Raw genomic sequence first — 20,932 nt, 5'->3', positions numbered from 1 at the left:
ACGCCTATGATGATGCGATAGAAGTGGGCGGTATCTTGCTGTTGCGCAACCGCGGTTCTCAACCGGACCCCGGCTCCCGCAAATAGCGCCAGCGCAGCCGCCATTGCTCCCACCACGGCGGGCTGGGCAGGATGCGCACTGTGACCGTATGCACCCCCGGCAGGCCGGTCAGCGCAACGTAGCGATCGGCGCCCACGCGCTCCACGGTGAAGACCGCGTCGGCCGCATCGAGCGTGACCGCCGCGGCGTCACGATCCGGCGGCAGGCGCAGCCAGAGCGGAAAGGCGCCAACGCCCCAGGTGCGATAGGACAGCGCCAGGGCGTCGGCCGCGGGCGTGTAGGTGTAGCTGAGCGCGCGGCCGGCGCCGGCCAAGGTGCTGGTAATGGCGCCGCTGGCCTCACCCAGGCGCACCGTCACGCGTAGCGCGCCGCCCGCCTGCCACTCCACGCCATACAACCCCGCGTTGATCGCCTGCACCAGGGTCGCGGCGCCAGCCGCGTAATCACGCGCCATGCTGGCGTGGGCCAGATCCGGCTGGTGCGTCTCCGGGCGCAGCCCCGGCGCCTGCCATTCGTAAACCTGACCGGGATGATTGGCCCACGCCCGCGCTACCTGGCGCAGGTGCAGCAGGGCGCGGCGGCTGTAGCCAGCCTTGAATTCGGCCTCGATCTGCACCCCCGCCCACCAATCCCAGACGCCGCCGTTTTGATAGCGCCCGGCCTGCATGTCAACCTGCGGAAAAGTCCAACTGGCATAGGGCGGCCACAGGCTGAGGCCCGGCTGCGTCGCGCCGGCGGCCAACTGCGCCTGCGCCAGCGCCGCCAGGATCGCCTGCGTTTGCGCCGGACTGCTGAAGCCGACCTGCGCCGCCACCGCATTGCTGATCGCCAGCAGGCGCCCCTCGTCGAAAGGATGTTGCCACGTCGCGCATGGCGGCCCTTCTGCACACGCCGGCCCGGCCAGGTGGAGATGCAGGCGGTAAAAGCCGCGCTGCGGCTGCCAGAGGTCACGATTGGCGGCCGCCTGCAGATCGGCCGCACGCTGGCGCCAGGCCGCGGCCCGGCTCGCCTCGCCCAACGCTTCCCACATCGCTGCCAGTTGCTGCGCCGCGCGCCAGGCCAGGACCTGGTCGAACAACGAAGCGGTGCGTAGGGCGCGGGCCGGATCGAGATCGGTCGGGTTGGGCGCTGTCTGGTCCAGCGTTACATCGCCCCAGTCGGTGGTGTGCCCGCGCCAGATCAGGCCGTTGGCCGCGTCGCGGCGGTTGTCCCACAGCCAGCTCAGCGCCGCGTCCAGGCGATCAATGGCACGCGGCGCGGCCAGGTCACGCGGGCGAGCCGCGCAATGGTCGCAGCGACTTTCTGTCAAGTCCGCCGTGCCGGTGATGATCGTGGTGAGCCAGGCCGCGCCCTGCACCTCGAACAGGCTGTAGCCTGCACTGATCAGCGAGGTTTCCTCGTCTGAAACCGCGCTGGCTTTGTCCAGGCGACCATCGCTGTGCAGCACACCGGGCAGTGCGCCCGCGCCCGCCTGCCAGCCATCCTCATCGCTGGTCGTGGTTGCGCCGTATTGGCGGCGCAAGAAGGCCTCCACGCCAGGTTGCCAGGCGCTGGGTGGGTAGAAGAGACGCGCGGCGGTCACAATCCAGCTCAGGTCGCGACCGAACAGCGGCGGATAGATCGCCGCCGGGCGAAAACCGGTCACCGGGGCGCCGGTCGCGTCGGCCCACGTCACCTGCGTGGCGGAGAAGACCGCCTCTGCCGTCACGCGCATCGCCTCGACAGCCGGCTCGCGCGGAAACACCCAGGTTGTCGGCGGCAATTCTCCGGCGCCAGGGGCGAAGGTGGCAATCAAGCATGAAAAAAGCAAAGCCAGAAGCGTCAAGAGCAAAAACTCCTGCGCGCAGTGCGGCGTTCAGAACGAACTACTGAGGCCGTCCTTTGAACTGGTCGCTGAAGGTGGCAATCTGGCCGCAGTGCTCGCGCTTGTGACCGTAGTAGGTGTAGACGATGAAATCCTCCAGGTCGTATGCCGCGCCATACCAGGCCAGCGCGCCGCTCTGCTGCCACAGATCAGCCGGAATCTGCGCCGCCAGGTCGCGCACCTGTGCGTGGGCGGCCTGATACTCGGCGTAGACCTCCGCAAAGGTCATGCCCTGGCGCTGGTTCACCTGCTCGTCGTTGAAGTTGTAGTCGGGCCGGATGAACGCTTCCAGATGCGGCGTCGGGCTGCCGGGGTTGATGAACCCGTCGAGAATATCCACCAACACCAGCTCATACGAGCCAAGATGGGCCACCAGGTCCTTGACCGACCAATAGCCACACGCGCCGGCCGTGCCAACTTCCGCGGCCGGGAATGTCTCCACGGTGCGCTGCACCGTCAGGTGTCCGTACATCAGAATATCGCTTATATGCATGGTTTCCTCCCTCTCCTCCTGCGGCAGCCAACCTGGCCGCTACGCGAGGCGATTATCTACCAGACCGCCGCGGCCTGACAGTAGGGGCGATTCCTTGCGGTCGCCCAGTCGCCCAGGGCAGGCGCAAGGCCTGCCCCCACCCCGGTGACGAGAATGGCCACGGGGACGTCTGATAAAATGAATGATGCACCTTGCCGGCGCATCAAAACGAGATTGGACAACGAACGAGGTTGACATGAAAGATAAAATCTGCCTGGTGACAGGCGCTACCGATGGGATCGGCAAGGTCACGGCGATCACGCTGGCGCGTATGGGAGCGACGGTGGTCGGCGTGGGGCGCAATGCGCAAAAGACCGCGGCCGTGACTCAAGAAATAAAGCAGGCCACCGGGAATCAAAACGTTGATTTCCTCGTCGCCGACCTATCTCAGGTGCGGCAGGTGCGGCAGGTGGCGGCCGAGTTCAAGCGCCGCTATCCTCGGCTGGATGTGCTGATCAACAACGCGGGCGGCTATTTTGCCAGACGTCAGCAAACCGCCGAAGGTCGTGAGATGACGTGGGCGCTCAACCATCTCAATTACTTCGTACTCACCAACGAGCTGCTCGACATGCTCAAGGCCAGCGCGCCCAGCCGCATCGTCAACGTCTCCTCCGATGCGCACCAGGGCAGCAGCCTCAACCTGCAGGATGTCGAGTTCGAACAGGGCTATGGTCAGGGTTGGAGGCCGTATGCCCATTCGAAGCTGGCAAACGTTATGTTCACTTACGAACTGGCGCGGCGGCTCAAGGATACCGGCGTCACCGCCAATGCGCTTCATCCTGGCTTTGTCGCAACCAGGTTCGGCCTCAACAACGGCACCCTGATGAACCTTGTGATGAAGAGCATCCAGAGGTTGGCCGCGATCAGCCCAGAAAAAGGCGCACAGACCAGCGTTTTCCTGGCTTCGGCGCCGGCCGTCGAGGGCGTGACCGGCAAGTATTTCTCGCATAGCAAGATCACCCCCTCGACCCAAGCATCCTACGACACCGACATCGCCGGCCGCCTATGGGATTTGAGTCTTGACATGATATAATCAGGCGAGAGGAGTTTCGCCTGTGAATCTATCACGCCGCGCCAGGCTGTTGTTGGGACTGCTGCTTTCCCTCCTGATCATCTTCATCTTCGCCGCCCGCGCTTTCCGTCACGCCCCGCGACCGTTGGTGGATGAGACCATCCAACCCTGGATGAGCGTTGGCTACATCGCCCGCTCCTACCGCGTGCCACCCACGGTCCTCCTGGAGACGCTCGGCCTGCCGGCGCGCTCCGACCATCGCCCGCTCAGCGCCGTGGCCGCGGAGCAGAAGCGGCCGGTGAACGATCTCATCGCAATCCTCAACCAGGCCATCACCGCCTATCGCGCGGCCAACCCCACATCAGCGCTGCAGACCGCAGAGCCGCAGCACCCTCCGTCGCTTCTGCAGCGCCTGTTCGGGCTTGAGCCGAGGCGCGCACCATGAGCCTGTCGGAAACGCTCCTGCTGGCTTTCTCCACCTACGGCCTGCCCGCGCTGTTCATCTTCGCAGCCCTGGCGGCCGTCGGCCTGCCCCTGCCGGTGACGCTGCTGCTGATTGTGGTTGGTTCGTTCGTGGATCAGGGCGACCTGGACCTGCTGACCGTGGTGCCGGTGATCAGCCTGGCCGCGGTGCTCGGAGATCAACTGGGCTACGCCATCGGGCGCTGGAGTGGACCACGCGTGGTGGCCCTCGTCACGAACCGATTGGGCGGCGACAAACGGATGGCGCAAGCCGCCGCCACCGTCGCCCGCTGGGGCGGCCTCAGCGTGTTTCTGACCCGCTGGCTGTTGACGCCGCTCGGCCCGGCGCTCAACCTGACCTGCGGCATCACCCGCTTTTCCTACCTCACCTTCCTGGCTTGGGATATCGTCGGCGAGACGTTGTGGGTCACCCTTTACATCATGCTCGGTAAGTTCTTCAGCGACCGGGTAGAGGCTATCAGCGCCACCATGGGCGACATCACCTGGGTCGTCATTGGCGTCGCGGGCGCGATCTTCTTTGGCTGGCGGCTCTGGCAATCGGCCCATCAGCCCGCCGTTCCTTCAACCACCACACCCACTGGCTAAGCCTGACAACGCCCTCCCGCCAGGTCACGACTCCGGCGTGACAACGCCCTCCTCCGTAGGTCACGACTCCGGCGTGACAACGCCCTCCTCCGTAGGTCACGACTCCGGCGTGACAACATCCTCCCGCCAGGAGGCCGAACCTGGCGAAATCAGAAAATTACCCTACGGTCAACACCGTCGTCAGCGTGTGCGGAACGAGAGCCACGCGTAGAGGCCGGCCGAGATGCGTCTGCGCCCACACCAGCGCTGTTTCGATGGTGGCAAAAGCCGTGAGGTGACACGCCGCAATCTCCTCAGGGCAGAGAGCGCCGACAACCACCACCGGATGCCGCTCAAGCACCTGCGCCAGTATGTAGGCGCGCTGTGCGCCCGGCGGAAAGCCCCGTGCGCGTAGCTCATTCAGCAGATGCGCCGGCCGATCCGCGCCAGCCCGCATGATCTCGGCAAAGCGCTGCTCGCCCGTGCCCTGACCGATGCCCTCCGGGCACGGCGCCGGCAGGATGATGACCCCGCCCGGAGCCAGCGCAGGACGTGCGGTGAGGGCCACGTAGGTCGCGGCCCGGCTGGCCTGGTAAAAATTCTGATCCTTGGGAAAGCCCACGCCGGCAATGATCACGTCGTAGGGCGTCGTCACCGTGACTCCGCTGGCGCGCTGCGCCTGCGCGCCCAGGTGATCGTGAACGGCATCGGGGGCGCCGGCGGCCACCGCCCAGGGCTGGCCGTCGTCCGTGAGGGCCACGTTGAGCACAAAGCGCAATCCGGCTCGACGACCGGCCTCACGCACCGCCGCCTGAAACGGGTTGTCGTGCAGATTGCCCAAGCGCACACCGGCCTGATCGAGCATGGCCGGGCCGTGCGTGTAGGCAATCGTTGGTTCGCCGGCCACCCCCACCGCCACTGTTTTGCTGCCGCCGCTGAACCCCGCGTATTGATGCGGTTCAACGACGCCGGTGGCAAGCAGCAGATCGGCCGCCGCGGCCAGGCGGTTGACCGTCAAAGGGATGCCGTGCTCGCTTTGACCCAGGCTCACCACGTCCTGTTGCGCATCATGATCCACGATGCGATAGCGGGCCACGATGTCCGCGCCCAGTTTGGCCGTTTTTTCAGCCAGCGTGCTGGCGCGATGCAGGCCCGTGGCGCAGAGCAGGGTGATGTGGGCATCCGGCGCCCCCGCGGCGTGCAGCTCGGCCAGCAGCGCCAGCGCCAGCACATCATCCGGGCAGGTGCGCGTGGCATCGGTGAAGACCAGGCAAACCTGCGCGCCAGGCCACGCCAGGTCACGCAGCGGCGGCGCGCCCAGGGGATGGCGCAAGGCAGATGCCAGTGCGGCGGGAAAGTCAGGCAAGGGCGCGGGCGTGGGCGCAGCGATGACATCGAGGGTCATGCCCGCAGGCGGCGCAAAGCTCAAGCTGCCGCGGCCAAACGGGACCTGGTAGTTCATGCAGCCGGCGCCAATTGGCCGCGGAAATGCGCCACGGTGAGGCGAATCACCTCCTGCTCCCACCAGGTCCGGGAAAAGGTGTGATCGGCGCCTTCGATCCACACCAGGGTGCAGCGCTCGCCCAGCGCCTCCCGGTACATCTCGCCATTGTACGGCGGCACGGTCTGATCGGCCGTGCCCTGGATGACCAAAACGGCGCCGGGATGACCGACCACCTCTGCGGTCGGTCGCAGGCGTAGCACATCGGCAATCATGCCCTGCCCCACAATCAGCCCGCCGATGTCCATGCCTCCCTCCACGGGTACCGGCGCAAAGCCGCTGCCGCTGCCGCTGCCGGCCTGGCTGAAAACCCGCGCGGGATCGCCCACCGGCGCCCATAACACCAACGACGGCACGTCTTGCGTGCGGCCGGCCAGGCACGCGGCCACCGCGCCGCCCACGCTGATGCCGCAGACACCGACGAGATCTGGATCAACCGCGGGATGACCGCGCAGCCAGGCGCGGGCGGCCAAGCCGTCGCTGATCTCCCCTTCGATGGTCACCTGGCTGAAATCGCCCTCGCTCTCGCCGGAGCCGCGGAAATCGAAGCGCAAAACCACAAAGCCCGCCGCCATCAACGCCCGCGCCGCCTTGACCAGGAGAAAATGATGCTCGTTGCGATCGGCCGTGAAGCCATGAAAGATCAGCACGGCCGGAAAGGGACCGGCGCCGGGCGGAATGTGAATCATCCCAAACAGCGTCTGTCCCTGATTTTGGAAAGAAATGAGTTGTTCTGACATCTACCTTGGCCTTTCTATCGGGTGAGGCTATTTTACCCCAAGCCCGCGCGATGCGCCAACGCCTGTCCCTAAAGATAACCGTATTTCCAGGGCCGCATCACACGTTTTTTTCACACATCGTACACACTCCGTCAACTCATGTCCCAGGTGCGACGCCAGGAATTCCGAATGTGAACGGAATGGCTGCCCGTAAATGGGCCTGCGTTCCTCGTTCGGGCGGTTTTGGCCCAAAATCCCCGAGATAGGTGGGCAGCAAGAGGGATTGTGGGCGTTGGAAAGCTACATTTGGAAATGCGGCGCCCCTACGGGGCGCCTTGACTTGAGCGAGCGATGCCCCCCACACCCGTCGTCCCGTAGGGACGCCCTGACCTTAGCGATGCCCCCCACACCCGTCGTCCCGTAGGGACGCGGCCCGGCGCTGGCCAGTCACATGGATGGCTACATTTGGAACTGCAGGTGCGACGCACCTTCGTTCGCAAATGTGCCAGATATGCATTATAATGGCATTCGTCGGTGTGACGTGAACACCGGTGATCAAAATTTGCAGTCTCGGCGGATGGCATGGCGGGTATGGATGGTATAGATAGCATGGATGGTATAGATAGTATGGATGGTATAGATAGCATGGATGGTATAGATAGTATGATGGATGGTATAGATAGCATAGATGGTGGTATAGATAGTATGGATGGCATAGATAGTATGGATGGCATGGGTAGTATGAATGATATGAAAACGAATCTTAGTATTGATGAACAAGTCGCGATTCTGATGCGTGGGGCCGATTTTGGCGACGCGCAAACGTTTGCCAACATGGAAAAGGAACTGCGCGTGCGCCTGCTGGAATCGCAGCAGACGAAGCGACCGCTCAAGGTCTACCTGGGTGTGGACCCGTCCGCGCCCGATATTCACCTGGGGCACACGGTCCCCATGCGCAAGCTGCGCCAGTTCCAGGAGCTGGGCCATGAGTGTACCTTTCTCATCGGTAACTTCACCAGCCTGATCGGGGATCCGTCCGACAAAGAAGGAGCGCGCAAACAACTCACGCCTGAACAGGTAGCCGCCAACGCCGCCACCTACACCGCCCAGGCCTTCAAGGTTCTGGATTCGGAGAAAACCAGCATCCGCTTCAACGCCGAATGGCTGGCGCCGCTGAGTTTTGCCGATGTCATTCGCCTGGCCGCAAACTTCACCGTGCAGCAGTTCCTGGCGCGTGACAATTTCGCCAAACGCTTTGCCAACGGCGACGCCATCTGGCTGCACGAGTTCTTCTACGCGCTGATGCAGGGCTATGACGCGCTGGCGCTGCAGACCGATGTGCAGGTCGGCGGTACGGACCAGCTCTTCAACCTGATGGCCGGCCGCAAACTGGCCGAAGGGGCCAACCAGCGCCCCCAGGTTGCCATCACCCTGCCGATCTTAGTGGGCACCGATGGGCATCTGCGCATGAGCAAGTCCACCGGCAACGCCATTGGCATCAGCGAGCCGCCGGCGCAGATGTACGGCAAGGTGATGTCCATTCCTGACCACGCCATGAGCAACTTCATGAACCTGGTCACGCGCTGGACGCCGGCGCAGATCAAGCGGCTCGAAGATGACCTGGCGACCGGCGCGGCCCATCCGCGCGACGTCAAGATGAAGCTGGCCTTCGAGATTGTCGAAATTTTTCACGGCGCGGACGCCGCTCAGGAAGCCGAAGCCCATTTCCGCACCGTCTTCCAGGAACGCGAGCTGCCGGCCGACATGCCGGAGTTTGTCATGAGCGGGCCGCTGGCCCTGCTCGACCTCCTGCAGGCCGCCGGGCTGACGGCCAGCCGCGGCGAAGGGCGCCGCCTCCTGGCGCAGGGCGGCATCAAACTGGACGGACAGCGCCTGGAGCAGATCGAAACCGTGATTGACCTGGGCGCCGCTGGCAGCCGCATCCTACAGGTCGGCCGCCGTCATTTTGTCAGGCTGGTCGGCTAAGCCGATTCTGGCTTTCTCGCCGCCGTTCTTGACACCCCCCTGTTTTGTCGCTAAAATAGACGCACCGGTTATGGTCGGTACGCCTGTTGTTGCTCTCGTGTCCCAGTTCGTTTCATGTCCGCTTATCCGGTAGCACCCGCCTGACGCCTTCTTTGTTGACTCCACGGGCTTGTCAACAAACACAATATCCTGTTCGTGTGACCATGTTCTGCCAGAACTGAAGCGGCAACCTATTCTCTGACAAGCCCTGTAAAATTGCCGACCAGAGCGCTGTACCCGAAAGGAGGTTGGTCATCCCCGCTGCAACCCGTCATCTCAAAGCGGCACCCTCTGCTAATCCATTTTCGCGTTCACATCTGATTCGATTCAGGAGGATTGCAATGGCTCACAAGTCCATGTATCGCGCCATCACGCTGATCGCGGCCATCTCTTTGCTCTTAGGCCTGGTCAGCAGCGCCCTGGCTATTCCGTTGCCAGAAGCTCGTCCCGTGTCCAACAACAGCTTGAATGCCCTGCTGAATGCCACAACCCTCGCGACGCCAGCCTCAACCGCAGCGCCCGTGCTCGACCCCGCCGGCGTGGCGCGGCTCACTGCCGATGCCGGCGGCAATGTTGAAATCAGCTATGCCCGTCCCACGGGCGCCGTCCGCTTCATGCGCCTGGCCGACGGCCAAACTCTCCCCGGCGTCGAAGGCGCGGGCAGCGCGACGGCCAAGGCCGACGCTTACTTCGCGCTTTACGGCAGCGTCTTTGGCATCACCAACGCCGGCGCCGAACTCAGCCTGACCCAACAACAAACCGATGTTTACGGCTTTGCGCACCTGACGTTCGACCAGGTGTACCAGGGCGTGCCGGTCTTCGCCGGCCGTTTGCACGTCCACTTCGACGGCAGCGGACGCCTGAGCACCGTCAACGGTTACTTCATTCCAGCCATCAACGTCAGCGCGACGCCAACGTTGACCGCTGACCGGGCCGGCAACATCGCTGTGACCACGGTGGGCGCGGCCGATGTCACCGCGGCCAACCAAACCCTGCGCATCTTCCGCACCGGCATGGCCGAGGGCGTGGTTGGCGTCAGCCACCTGGTCTACGAGGTGGAAGTCAGCAACGGCCGCGACGTGCGCGAGTTCGTCTATGTGGATGCCCACACCGGCAAGATCGTGGATCGCATCTCAGCCATCCATGAGTCGCTCAGTCGCAACGTCTATGACGGCGGCTACACGCCCGGTCAGCTTGTCTGGCAGGAAGGCGACCCGTATCCCTATGTCGGCCCCAACGCGGCGGACATCAACAACCTGATTGACGGCACCGGCGAGTCCTACAACCTTTTCTGGAACGCCTTTGGCCGCGATTCCTACGACGCGCTGGGCCATGTCATGGAAACGGTCAACGACGACCCTGGCATCAGCTGTCCCAACGCCAACTGGAACGGCACCACCACCAACTACTGCACTGGCGTGACCGGCGACGACACGGTGGCGCACGAGTGGGGCCATGCCTACACCGAATACACGCACAACCTGATCTACATGTGGCAGCCCGGCGCGCTGAACGAGTCCTACTCCGATATTTGGGGCGAAGTGGTTGACCTGATCAACGGCCGCGGCACCGATACGCCTGGCGGCCCGCGCTCGGCCGACGCCTGTTCCCTCTACTCCACACCGCCGCCCATGTTGACGGTCAACTCTCCGGCGGGCATTGCTGGCGACTATCCGGCCGGTTCGGCCGCGTTTGGCCCACCGCTGACCATCGCCGGCCTCACCGGCAACGTGGTTCTGGTGGATGACGGCGTGGGCGGCGGCATTCCGCCGGCGTCCGCCTCCACCGACGGCTGCGAACCGCTCATCAACGGCGCGGCCGTGGCCGGCAACATCGCGTTGATTGATCGCGGCTTCTGCGCCTTCACCATCAAGGTCAAGAACGCACAGGACGCCGGCGCCATCGGCGCGATCATTGCCAACCACATCACGGGCGGCGATGCGCCCTTTGGCATGGCCGGCTCCGATCCCACCATCGTCATCCCCTCGCTTTCCATCGGCTACAGCAACGGTAACCTGATCAAGGCGCAGTTGGGCACAGGCGTCAATGTCACCCTGCACCTGGGCAGCGGCGCCGCGCCGGATGACTCCTATCGTTGGCTCTCCGGCGAGGATGATCCTGCCTTCGGCGAATCCATCCGCGACATGTGGAGCCCGAACTGCTACTCGGACCCCGGCCGCGTAACCGACGCCTACTACCAGTGCGGCAGCACCGACGGCGGCGGCGTGCATACCAACTCTGGCGTGCCCAACCACACCTTCGCGTTGATCGTGGACGGCGGCACTTACAACGGCCAGACCGTGATGGGCATCGGCCTGACCAAGGCTGCGCACATCTACTGGCGCGCCCAGGCCTTCTATCAAGGCCCCGCCAGTGACTTCGCCGACCATGCCGACTCGATCCTGGCGGCCTGCAACGACCTGCGCGGCATTGACCTGCCCGATCTGACCACTGGTCTGCCTTCGGGTCAGATTCTCACCGCAGGCAACTGCCACCAGGTAGACTTCGCCAGCCTGGCGACCGAGCTGAGCACCCCGCCAACGCAGTGCAACTTCCAGCCTCTGCTCAACCCCAACGCGCCGGCCCTGTGCAGCGCCGGTCAGGTGGTGAGCGACATCTTCATGGAGGACTTCGAGGCGGGCCTGGGCAGTTGGACCCTGACCAACCAGGGCGTCTTCAGCGGTTGGCAGCCGCACGACTGGGAGGCCGACAACACGCTGCCCGGCGGGCGAGCCGGCGCCGGCGCCTTCGGTGTTGATCCGCTGAACGGCAACTGCGACGGCGGCAACGGCGACGTTTCCGGCGTGATCCGCATGGAAAGCCCGGCGTTCATCATTCCGCCTGGCGCCCTGCCCGAGATCGCGTTCGATCACTACATCGCGTCTGAGCTCAGTTGGGATGGCGGCAACGCGGAGGCCAGCGTCAACGGCGGCGCCTATGCGCTGATCCCCGCGTCGGCCTTCACCTTCAATGCGTACAACATGACGCTGACCGCTGCTTCGGGTGGCAACACCAACCCGTTGGCCGGACAGGAAGCCTTCTCCGGCACGGACGGCGGCGCGGTGAGCGGCAGTTGGGGTCAGTCGCAGATTGACCTGGGCTACCTGAACCTGGCGCCCGGCGATTCGGTGCGCCTGCGCTTCGACTTCGGCAACGACGGCTGCGCGGGTGTGGACGGCTGGTACGTGGACGACTTGCGCGTCTTCACCTGCACCAACCCCACCGCGGTCTCCCTGAGTGAACTGAACACGCCCACGCGACCGGCGACCTGGCCGTGGGTGCTGGTCGTTGGCGTCATGGCCGCCGCGGCCGGCGCCTTCGCCCTGCGCCGCCGCGCGTCGCGTTCTCAAATGTAACATCACCCGCCGGATGGCAGCGTCGCCATCTGGCATCATGAATGGGGATGCCGGGCCTCGGATGAGGCCCGGCATTTTTGTTTCTCGGATGCAATTGGTTTGATTTTCATGACATTCGATAGTATCATTCTTGACGCGCCCGCTGCTGCAGCTCGAACAGCACGTTGAGCGCGGCCAGCGGCGACAGGCCGTTGACATCCAGCTTCTTGAGGTCCTCCACCACCGGGTGACCGGTGACAAAAAGCCCCAACTGCCGCGGGCCGGTTGCCATGCCCAGCTTGCGCGGGCCAGCCGCGCCCTTAGCTTCCAAATCGGCCAGGATCTCATCCGCGCGCGCAATGACCGTGCGCGGCAGCCCGGCCAGTTCGGCCACATGCACGCCGTAGGAGCGATCGGCTTTGCCCGGCACAATCTTGTGCAAAAAGACGACGCGACCGCCCTCTTCGGCCACCGCCAGGCTGAAATTGACCACGTGCGGCAGGCGCACGGCCAGGTCGGTGAGTTCGTGGTAGTGGGTGGCAAACAGCGTCTTGGCGCGTAGCCGCGGGTGATTGTGAATGTGCTCCACGATGGCCCAGGCAATCGCCATACCATCGTAGGTGCTGGTGCCGCGACCGATCTCATCCAGAATGAGCAGCGAGCGGCTGCTGGCGTGGTTCAGGATGTTGGCGGCTTCGACCATTTCCACCATGAAGGTGGATTGTCCGCGCGCGATGTCATCCGCGGCGCCCACGCGCGTGAACACACGATCCACCAGCCCGATGTGCGCGGCGTCGGCCGGCACAAAAGAGCCGATATGCGCCATCAGGGTGATGAGCGCAATCTGGCGCAGGAAGACGCTCTTGCCGGCCATGTTGGGGCCGGTGAGGATGATGATGGCTTGCTCCGGGTGCAGGCTGACATCGTTGGGAACGAACGGCTCGTCGCGCTGCGTCAACTCCACGACCGGATGGCGCCCGGCTTTGATCTCGATGATCCCGTCATCCGCCAGCTCCGGGCGCACATAGCGGTTGCGCGCCGCGACCTCGGCCAGCGCCGCATAGACATCAAGCTCCGCCAGCGCCTGCGCCAGGGTCAGCAAACGCCCGGCCTGGGCTGCCACCTGGTCGAGAACGGCGCGATAGACCTGCTGCTCCAGTTCCAACTGGCGCTCGTCCGCGTGCAGGATGATGGATTCCATCTCTTTCAGCTTGGGCGTGATGTAACGCTCCGCGTTCACCAGGGTCTGCTTGCGTATGTAATCGGCCGGCACCAGGTGTGCGTTGGCGGTGGACACTTCCAGGTAGTAGCCGAACACCTTGTTGTAACCAACCTTGAGCGATTTGATGCCGGTGCGTGCGCGTTCTGTCCCCTCCAGGTTGGCAACCCAGGTTTTGGCATCTTTGGAGGCTGAGACCACAGCATCAATCTCCGTACTGAAGCCAGGGCGGATGATGCCCACGTGTTGCAAGGTGGCCGGCGGCTCCTCCACGAGCGCCTGGCCGAGCAGCGCGGCCACATCCGCGCAGGGATCAAGCCGGGCGTCGAGTGTCGCCAGCAGCGCGGCGGCATCGGCGCCGGGGCGCAATTGGCCGGTGATGCGACGCGCCTCGTTGACTTTTGTCAGCGCCTGGCGGATGCCCAGCAGGTCACGCGGCAGGGCGATGCGCTGCACCACCCGGTTGACCCAGCGTTCCAGGTCGCCAAAGCCCTTGAGCAGCGCCAACAGCTCGGCGCGGGCCAGGCCCTGCTGCTGCAAGGCGGCAACCGCGCCCAGGCGGGCGTCGAGCTGCGTCAGATCAAGCAAGGGCTGCCCCAGGCGCCGTCGCAGCAGGCGCGCGCCCATCGGCGTGCGGGTGTCATCGAGTACGGCCAGCAAGGTGTGGCGATTATCGCTGCCCCGGATTGACTCGGTCAATTCCAGGTTGCGCCGTGTGGCCTCATCCAGCACCATGAACTCGGTCAGGCTGTAGGTGTACAGGGAGGTCAACTGCGCCAGCGCCGAGGGCTGCATCTCACGCAGGTATTGCAGCAGCGCGCCGGCCGCGCTGATCGCCAATGGCTTGGAGTCGCAGCCAAAGCCGGCCAGGGTCTGCACATGAAAATGGTCGAGCAGGGCACGCCGCGCTGTCTCCAGTTCGAAGCGCCAGGGCGGCAGGCGCGTCGACGCGCCGGGGGCCAGGCCCAGTTCAGCCGAGGGGGCAAAACCATCCTCGACTGTCAGTAGCTCGGCCGGCTGCAAGCGCGCCAGTTCCTCGCGCAGCCGCAGCGCCGCGTCTGCACCGCTGAACTCTGTGGTGGCAAATTCGCCGGTGGTAATATCAGCGTAAGCCACGCCGACCCGGTCATCCTGACGCACGCCGGCCACCAGGTAGTTGTTACGCTTCTCCGGCAGCAGCCCCGGCTCCACCACGGTGCCCGCGCTGACGATGCGATTCACCAGGCGCGGCACCAGGCCGTCCACCGGCGCCTCGCCCTGCTGTTCGGCAATGGCCACCTTGTAACCGGCCTGAATCAGGCGCGCCACGTAGCCATCCACACTGTGCCAGGGCACGCCGGCCAGGGGCACGCGCATGTCCGCGCCCACCGGCCGCGAGGTGAGGACCACATCGCAGACCGAGGCCACGATCTTGGCGTCATCATCGAAGGTTTCATAGAAGTCACCCAGGCGAAAGAAGAGGATGGTATCCTTATACTGGCGCTTCAGATCCAGGTATTGGCGGCGCATGGGTGTGGTCATAGTCAGCTCCGTGGTTGGTGATTGATGGCCCTTAGCCTGTTTTCGACATAGAATAGATGTTTCTATACAACAGCTTGTGGTCATTGGCAAATCGCACACAACTTGTAGGAACAGTCCTGTTTTCGCTCAAACGTTCTACGCGACGGCTTGTGGCAAGTGCCTGATGACCTACTACCCATTGGGGTGTCGAAAACAGGCTTAGTATACCACAGCCAGCCGCCGCGGGTGCAACCCGATCTGCCGCGCGAAACCGGCCATTCTTCTATCGTTATGCCTGCCTGTGGAACCAACAATGACTCCTTCGAACGAGCCTTCTATCTCACTTATCTCACTGACGAACGAAGCAGCGACCAGGGTGCTGGATGAGGCCGAGACACGCTTTCAGGCCGGGGATTACGCGGGGGCAGGCGCGATCTTCCATCGCGCGTGGGATGCCGGGGATCAGCCCGCCGGTGTGCGCTATGCCACCTGTCTGCGCCTGGCCGGTTTTGCGCGCCCGGCGCTGCAGGTTTGCCAAAAAATTGCCCGGAGCGCGCCCTATGACCTGGCTATGCGCACGGAATTGGCCTGGAACCTGTTCGAGGTGACGCTGCAGCCGCTGCAGATCCGCCATGACCTGGCCGCGCTGCAGCAGGCTGCCTCTGCGATTCTGGCTCAAGGCGCCGGGCCGGCCACCGCGCAGGCCGTCTTCGTCGTGCTTGACGCCGCCGTGGCGCAGGGCGACTGGTCCCTGGTCGCGGCCTGGTGTGATCGCCTGCGCCCCGCGGACCTCGACGACCGGCCGCCGCCCACGGTGCAGCCGGGAGCGTTCAGCGAGTCGCCGCGCCTGCGCTGGTATCGGCACAAGACCCGTGCGCTGCTCATGCTCAACCATTGGGCCGAGGCGCGCAGCCTGGCTTTACAGGCGCAGGGGCTGTATCCGCACCGTTCCATCTTTCCACGCCTGGCCGCGCAAGCCCTGGCCGGTCAGGGAAAGCTGCTGGACGCGTATGAGGAGTTGCAGGCGCTGTGCGCACGCTGGCCGTTGGCGTGGCCGCCGCCCATGGACCTGGCGCGGCTGGCGCAGCAGTTGGGGCGCGGCGATGAAGCGCTGCGCCTGGCCTGTCGTGCGGCCCTGTTGCCCGGTGAAGATGCCCAGAAGACCGCACTGTTTGCCCTCCTGGCCGACATCATCGCGGGGCAGGGCGAGTTCTTCCTGGCCGCGTGCCATGTCGTGCTGGCGCGCAGTTGGCACACGCGGCAGCATCTGGCATATCCGGCCGGCCTCAAACGGCTGGAAGGGCGGCTGCGGGCTGCCCTGGCCAGCGCCGGGCAATCGTTCCCCGATGTCACCCTGGGCGGCATTGCCGCTATCCGCCAGCGCTGCTTTACCTACTGGCAAGCTATCGCCAAAATAGACAACTAGCATACTTTGCGCTATACTTGGCTGTCCATCTGCGCCAGATTCACCTGCTCAGCTCCAATTCAGAGGGAAACCCCCGGTGTGTGCCCAAAGGCGGCATCTGCGCCCGCCGGTTGCTATGGTTGTTTGCCCGATGCGAGCAGGTTTTTTTGAGAAGGACATTGGAATGCAGAACATTCGAACGAAGGAGGAGTAGACATGACCGAATCGCTACTGTCCAAGCTGACCCATGAACGACGCGGCCTATGGGTTGCGAGCGTCCTTGAGGTCATCGGCTTGCTGGTCTTTGTGGGCATCATGGCGCTCGTCGCGCGCCTGATGCCGGCGAGCGGACTCCAGGGCAGCACCCTCATCACTATCGGCCTCATCATGGCGGCCGTGCCGGCTGTCATCTGGATGATTTTCTTCTACCAGCAGGACCAAGTCGAGCCAGAACCGAAACGCTATATCATCGCTGTCTTTCTGCTCGGGGTCCTGGTGGCTAATGCCGTGGCGACCCCGTTGCTGGAACGGCTGTTCCGTGTACAGGACTGGCTCTACACCAACACGACGGTGCAGATCGTGGGTTCTATCCTGGTCATCGGCATCATCCAGGAATTCTGTAAATACCTGGCCGTACGCTACTCCGTCTACCGCGCCGCCGAGTTCGATGAGCGCACCGACGGCATCATCTACGCCACTGCGGCCGGGCTTGGTTTCGCCACGATGCTCAACTTCAACTACATTCTGAGCAACGGCGGTGTTGATCTGGGTGTCGGCGCCATTCGCATCGTCGAGACCACCCTCGCCCATGCCAGCTTTGCCGGTATCATGGGCTACTTCCTGGGCCAGGCACGCTTCGAACGCACGCCGGTTTACTACCTGCCGCTGGGTCTCCTGCTGGCGGCCACGTTCAACGGGCTTTTCTTTTTTGCGCTCGATCGCGTCACCACCAACGGCCTGGTCTACACACCGGTCAACGGACTAATTTTGGCGGCTGCGGTTGCCGTTGTCACCCTGGGCATCGTCTTCTTCCTGATTCGCCGCGCCAACCGCGAGACGCAAACGCTGCTCGGCGCCAGTTCAGCGGCAGCCTGAAGGAGGTCATTCATGTCTACCGATGTCAAGATGATGGCTGGGCCAACGCCAGCCGAATTCGCTCGCAACGATTGGGCGCTGGCCATCACCGCGCTTATCGCGCTGCTGGTCGGACTTGTCCTGCGCGTGGTCATCACCACGCAAACCAGCACGTACACCATTCCCGGCGCGGCCAATATCGTCTATCCGACCAACTGGGTTGCCGATACAACGACCGGTGAAAACCTGTTCAGCGTGTCCAATCCACGCTCTGGCTCCACCTTCCCCTCACACATGGCGCTTGTCAGCGCGCCCCTGGCCGCCGACAACACCCTGTCCGACGCGGCCATCCAGTGGACGTTGGATCTGAGCAGCAGCCGCGAGCATTTCCGCAACCTTTCATCGCAAACGATGAGCGCGGCGGGAACGGACGGCGTCAAGATCAGCTACGCGTATGTGGCCGATGTGGGGGGCAGCAGCCGCTCGCAACTGCCGGTTGTTGTACAAGCAATAGACACCTTGATGCTGGTGAACGGCCAGCTCTATGTGTTGCGCTACGAGGCGGACGCCACGGTCTATAACGATGACCTGGCCACGTACGAACGGGCGCTGGCGGCGCTGAAGTTCTAGCGCGAGACACGGAGGACTCAGACGATGACGAAGCAGAAGATGAAGCAGATGATGAAGCAGAAGATGAAGATCATTTTACGCCTTGCGCTCGCCCTGGTCGTCCTGCTGACCGGCACCCTGGTTACGGCTACGCAGCCACGGACGGCCCAGGCGGTTGGACGCAACGAGCTGCAGCGCGCCCTACTGGGAACGGTGCGCGTCGCGGTGGCCCTGGATGGCAAGAATGGCTACTCAACCGGCTCTGGCACTGTCGTGTCGGACAAAGGCTATGTGGTCACCAATTTCCATGTCGTGGGCGACACCAAGACGGGCCGCTTCTACAATTCCCAACGCGTGGCCGCGCTGGCTATCAATCAAACCAATCTGCGCGGCATGCCCACCTGGATCTACACCGCACGCGTGGTGCAGTCCGACCCCAAGCTCGACGTGGCCATTCTCAAAATAGTTGGCCTGGTGGATAACGAAAAAGCCGCCCTGCCCGCCAACCTGGGCCTGACCGTGGTGCCGATCGGCAACTCGGACGATGTCCAGATCGGCGACGAGGTCAGCGTGTTAGGCTTTCCCGGTATCGGCGGCGACACCGTCACCTTCACCCAGGGGCGCATTTCCGGCTTCCTGGACGAAGATCAGGACGGCGAAAGCGAATGGTTCAAGACCGATGCCGAAGTCAACCACGGCAACTCCGGTGGCCTGGCCGTCAACGACGCCGGTGAAATGATCGGCATCCCGACGGCCGGCTATTCCGACCGCGAAGACATTGGCAAAATCAGCTTGATTCGACCGGTCAAGCTGGCGCTGCCGCTGATTCAGGCAGCGCTGAAGGATGTGGGCGGCTCCGGCAACGGCACCACTGCCCCGCCTGCGTCCGGCGCCCGCGTCAGCAACGTCAGATTTGCCACAGCCATTGATCGCAACGGTACCCCGGTCAGCCCTGGCAGCCGCTTTAGTTCCGGCGCCACCGCGGTCTACGCCACGTTCAGCTTTGCCGACTTCCGCAAGGGCACGCAGTTGGTCTATGCCTGGTCCCTGGATGGCAAGAAGGTTGTCGAAGACACGATCGTGGCGAAGAGCGCCGGTTCTGGCGACGACTGGTTGAGCGTGGCGAACAACTCCAAGCCGCTGCCCGATGGCAAATATGACCTGACCATGCAGGTGGATGGCAAAGAGCAGTTCCGCGGCTCATTTGTCATTGGCGGGGCGGCCAGTCCATCTCCCACCGGCGCCACCACCTGGAGCGCCATTACCTTTGCCCAGGGCTTGGACAAGAGCAACAAGCCGGCGAAGCCGGGCACGCAGTTCGCCAGCGGCATCCAGGAAGCCTACGCCTTCTGGGATTTCAACGGCACACCCGATGGCGCAGAATGGACACGCGTCTGGTACCTGGATGACCAGGAAGTGCTGCGCGAATCGGACAGTTGGAGCCAGGGCGCCAAAGGCAGCACGTGGGTGAGCATCTACAGCGAGTCCGCCCTGCCCGATGGCACCTACAAACTGGAGCTCTACCTGGGCGATACCCTGCTGCAGAACGGCAGCTTCGCCGTTGGTGAGGGCAGTGTGACTGCGCCTGTGGTCACCGATGAAGGGGTGCAGATCTTCGGCATGATTGCCGACGCGGATACCGGGCGCGGGATTGCCGGCGCCATCTTCGTTGTGTTGAAACCAGGTGTCACCATTGCGGATTGGTCGAAGGACTTTGCCCAGGACAAAATCTACGCCACGGGAACGGCGGATACCAGCGGTAACTATCAACTCGACAAGCCGCTGCCGCGTGAGCAGACGTACAGCATGGCGATCCTGGCCAAGAACTATCGGCCGGTGACAGATGACGGCATCGAGGTCACTGCGGACATGGAAAGCCCGCGCGAGATCAACATTAGCCTGAGCAAGAGCTAAACAGCCGGACGCACAGCCGCAGACGGACGCGGGCGCCTGGCGCCTGTACCGATGCTGTGCAACCTCAACCCAAGTTAGCTGGCACGACCGGCCGCATCACCAGGGTGACACCGACACCTGCGGCCGGTCGTGCTTATTCTTTCATCATGAGTCGTCAACACAGAAAATCGGCAGGCACACGTGGCGCGCGCCTGCGTGCCCTGTTTTTCCTCGGCCTCAGCCTGCTCACCCTACGGGCCAGTTTTGTACGCAGCGATTGGGCGTTCGACCTGGTCGCCGACGGCATCGCCGCGCCGCACGCCTTTGCCCTGGCGCGCTGGGAAGTGGACACGCTGATGGCCAAGGTACGCGACACCGTGCGTTCGCCGCTGGCCGGCATGGACGATGCAGACCAGGCGTCGCTCGTGCGCGCCTATTTCAGCAACAACCAGCGTATCCGCGACCTGGAGCGCACGATAACGGCCGCGCTCAGCCAGAATGAACCGCCTGGCGCTGACGTGCAGGCGCTCAACGCGGAAATCGCCAGCCTGCGCCGCCAGCAGGCCTACTGGCGGCCCATCGCCGAGGCCGCGATCGAGCAGCAGGTGGCTGCCGTCTTGAGCACCGAACAGTTGCTGACCGCCGACACGCTGTGGCCGCCGGTGCGCTTCAGCTTCACTGAACCGCCGCTCTATCTGGTCGTCTCGCCGCGCAACCAGATCAGCCGCCGCTATGGCGCCTATTTGCAGCCAGACACACCGCTGACCACCTGGAGCAGTCTGGAAGATGAGGTCGAGCGCCAGGGCGAGGTGGCTGCACTGGTTGAGGGCATTGGCGGATTCTCCACCTGGCCGACGATGGTGCTCAATGATGCGCCGCTGGACTGGGTGCTCAGCACCGTAGCGCACGAGTGGATGCATACCTACCTGGTGTTCCATCCGTTGGGTTGGCATTACTTCGACAATGGCGACCTGACCACGATCAATGAAACGGTTGCCTCGATTGCGGGCGACGAAATCGGCGCGCAGGTGCTGGCGCGCTTCTATGCTGAGCCGCCGTCCGCGTCTGGCCCCTCGCCACCCGCGCCGTCCGCCACCCGCCGCGCCAACGCCCGCGCCATTCAATTTTGGGGCTGAG

The 20,932-nt window shown here is 63.9% G+C and carries 15 protein-coding genes; 10 read left to right on the top strand and 5 right to left on the bottom strand.

The window, feature by feature from the left end:
- Window positions 1-58: 58 nt before the first annotated feature.
- Both IPM84_11840 and IPM84_11835 read right to left on the bottom strand, forming a co-directional pair.
- Window positions 59-1,885, bottom strand: a complete 1,827-nt coding sequence (locus tag IPM84_11840; protein MBK9093441.1) for a hypothetical protein — start codon at window positions 1,883-1,885, stop codon at window positions 59-61.
- 40 nt (window positions 1,886-1,925) lie between these two features.
- Window positions 1,926-2,417, bottom strand: coding sequence for a maleylpyruvate isomerase N-terminal domain-containing protein (locus tag IPM84_11835; GenBank protein ID MBK9093440.1), 492 nt, complete (start codon window positions 2,415-2,417; stop codon window positions 1,926-1,928).
- A gap of 235 nt (window positions 2,418-2,652) precedes the next feature.
- Here IPM84_11835 and IPM84_11830 point away from each other — a divergent pair, with 235 nt between their 5' ends.
- Genes IPM84_11830 through IPM84_11820 form a run of 3 tightly spaced genes read left to right on the top strand, consistent with a single transcriptional unit; the run spans window position 2,653 to window position 4,536 of the window.
- Window positions 2,653-3,489, top strand: coding sequence for an SDR family oxidoreductase (locus tag IPM84_11830; GenBank protein ID MBK9093439.1), 837 nt, complete (start codon window positions 2,653-2,655; stop codon window positions 3,487-3,489).
- A 22-nt stretch (window positions 3,490-3,511) separates the two neighbouring features.
- Window positions 3,512-3,913 (top strand): hypothetical protein, encoded by a 402-nt coding sequence (locus IPM84_11825; protein MBK9093438.1) that lies wholly within the window; start codon window positions 3,512-3,514, stop codon window positions 3,911-3,913.
- Window positions 3,910-4,536 (top strand): DedA family protein, encoded by a 627-nt coding sequence (locus tag IPM84_11820; protein MBK9093437.1) that lies wholly within the window; start codon window positions 3,910-3,912, stop codon window positions 4,534-4,536. Before IPM84_11825 ends, IPM84_11820 begins: the two co-directional genes overlap by 4 nt.
- Before the next feature lie 157 nt (window positions 4,537-4,693).
- On the opposite strand, the gene larA is transcribed toward IPM84_11820, so the two are convergent.
- Together larA and IPM84_11810 are read right to left on the bottom strand one after the other, a co-directional pair.
- Window positions 4,694-5,977: a nickel-dependent lactate racemase gene (larA, locus tag IPM84_11815; protein MBK9093436.1), complete on the bottom strand. Its 1,284-nt coding sequence runs from the start codon at window positions 5,975-5,977 to the stop codon at window positions 4,694-4,696.
- The gene (locus IPM84_11810) at window positions 5,974-6,756 is read right to left on the bottom strand and encodes an alpha/beta fold hydrolase (protein ID MBK9093435.1); all 783 of its coding nucleotides are present in this window, start codon (window positions 6,754-6,756) and stop codon (window positions 5,974-5,976) included. The genes larA and IPM84_11810 overlap by 4 nt, the downstream gene beginning before the upstream one ends.
- Window positions 6,757-7,485: 729 nt before the next feature.
- Here IPM84_11810 and IPM84_11805 point away from each other — a divergent pair.
- Both IPM84_11805 and IPM84_11800 read left to right on the top strand, forming a co-directional pair.
- Entirely contained in the window at window positions 7,486-8,721 is a 1,236-nt protein-coding gene (locus IPM84_11805; GenBank protein MBK9093434.1) for a tyrosine--tRNA ligase, read from the top strand.
- A gap of 380 nt (window positions 8,722-9,101) precedes the next feature.
- The gene (locus tag IPM84_11800) at window positions 9,102-12,116 is read left to right on the top strand and encodes a M4 family metallopeptidase (GenBank protein ID MBK9093433.1); all 3,015 of its coding nucleotides are present in this window, start codon (window positions 9,102-9,104) and stop codon (window positions 12,114-12,116) included.
- 124 nt (window positions 12,117-12,240) lie between these two features.
- On the opposite strand, the gene mutS is transcribed toward IPM84_11800, so the two are convergent.
- Window positions 12,241-14,841 carry a DNA mismatch repair protein MutS gene (gene mutS / locus IPM84_11795; GenBank protein ID MBK9093432.1) on the bottom strand — a complete coding sequence of 867 codons (2,601 nt, stop codon included), beginning with the start codon at window positions 14,839-14,841 and terminating at the stop codon, window positions 12,241-12,243.
- 286 nt (window positions 14,842-15,127) lie between these two features.
- Here mutS and IPM84_11790 point away from each other — a divergent pair, with 286 nt between their 5' ends.
- The 5 genes from IPM84_11790 to IPM84_11770 all read left to right on the top strand — a co-directional run bounded on the left by IPM84_11790 (window position 15,128) and on the right by IPM84_11770 (window position 20,931).
- Window positions 15,128-16,240: a hypothetical protein gene (locus tag IPM84_11790; GenBank protein ID MBK9093431.1), complete on the top strand. Its 1,113-nt coding sequence runs from the start codon at window positions 15,128-15,130 to the stop codon at window positions 16,238-16,240.
- 195 nt (window positions 16,241-16,435) lie between these two features.
- Window positions 16,436-17,314, top strand: a complete 879-nt coding sequence (locus IPM84_11785) for a PrsW family intramembrane metalloprotease (GenBank protein ID MBK9093430.1) — start codon at window positions 16,436-16,438, stop codon at window positions 17,312-17,314.
- 12 nt (window positions 17,315-17,326) lie between these two features.
- Window positions 17,327-17,923 carry a hypothetical protein gene (locus IPM84_11780; protein ID MBK9093429.1) on the top strand — a complete coding sequence of 199 codons (597 nt, stop codon included), beginning with the start codon at window positions 17,327-17,329 and terminating at the stop codon, window positions 17,921-17,923.
- Between the two features lie 24 nt (window positions 17,924-17,947).
- Window positions 17,948-19,816 (top strand): serine protease, encoded by a 1,869-nt coding sequence (locus IPM84_11775; GenBank protein MBK9093428.1) that lies wholly within the window; start codon window positions 17,948-17,950, stop codon window positions 19,814-19,816.
- A 56-nt stretch (window positions 19,817-19,872) separates the two neighbouring features.
- The gene (locus IPM84_11770; GenBank protein ID MBK9093427.1) at window positions 19,873-20,931 is read left to right on the top strand and encodes a hypothetical protein; all 1,059 of its coding nucleotides are present in this window, start codon (window positions 19,873-19,875) and stop codon (window positions 20,929-20,931) included.
- Window position 20,932: the final 1 nt, after the last annotated feature.

It is taken from the genome of Candidatus Amarolinea dominans, from assembly GCA_016719785.1.
Taxonomy (GTDB): domain Bacteria; phylum Chloroflexota; class Anaerolineae; order SSC4; family Amarolineaceae; genus Amarolinea; species Amarolinea dominans.
The sequence above is the reverse complement of the archived record's forward strand: the minus strand, read 5'-3'. Positions and strand labels throughout refer to the sequence as shown.

What these genes read in the sequence shown, in the direction of transcription:
- IPM84_11835 (MBK9093440.1), bottom strand. Translation starts at nt 2,417, where the DNA reads ATGCATATAAGCGATATTCTGATGTACGGACACCTGACGGTGCAGCGC.
- IPM84_11830 (MBK9093439.1), top strand. Translation starts at nt 2,653, where the DNA reads ATGAAAGATAAAATCTGCCTGGTGACAGGCGCTACCGATGGGATCGGC.
- IPM84_11820 (MBK9093437.1), top strand. Translation starts at nt 3,910, where the DNA reads ATGAGCCTGTCGGAAACGCTCCTGCTGGCTTTCTCCACCTACGGCCTG.
- larA (MBK9093436.1), bottom strand. Translation starts at nt 5,977, where the DNA reads ATGAACTACCAGGTCCCGTTTGGCCGCGGCAGCTTGAGCTTTGCGCCG.
- IPM84_11810 (MBK9093435.1), bottom strand. Translation starts at nt 6,756, where the DNA reads ATGTCAGAACAACTCATTTCTTTCCAAAATCAGGGACAGACGCTGTTT.
- IPM84_11805 (MBK9093434.1), top strand. Translation starts at nt 7,486, where the DNA reads ATGAAAACGAATCTTAGTATTGATGAACAAGTCGCGATTCTGATGCGT.
- IPM84_11800 (MBK9093433.1), top strand. Translation starts at nt 9,102, where the DNA reads ATGGCTCACAAGTCCATGTATCGCGCCATCACGCTGATCGCGGCCATC.
- IPM84_11790 (MBK9093431.1), top strand. Translation starts at nt 15,128, where the DNA reads ATGACTCCTTCGAACGAGCCTTCTATCTCACTTATCTCACTGACGAAC.
- IPM84_11785 (MBK9093430.1), top strand. Translation starts at nt 16,436, where the DNA reads ATGACCGAATCGCTACTGTCCAAGCTGACCCATGAACGACGCGGCCTA.
- IPM84_11780 (MBK9093429.1), top strand. Translation starts at nt 17,327, where the DNA reads ATGTCTACCGATGTCAAGATGATGGCTGGGCCAACGCCAGCCGAATTC.
- IPM84_11775 (MBK9093428.1), top strand. Translation starts at nt 17,948, where the DNA reads ATGACGAAGCAGAAGATGAAGCAGATGATGAAGCAGAAGATGAAGATC.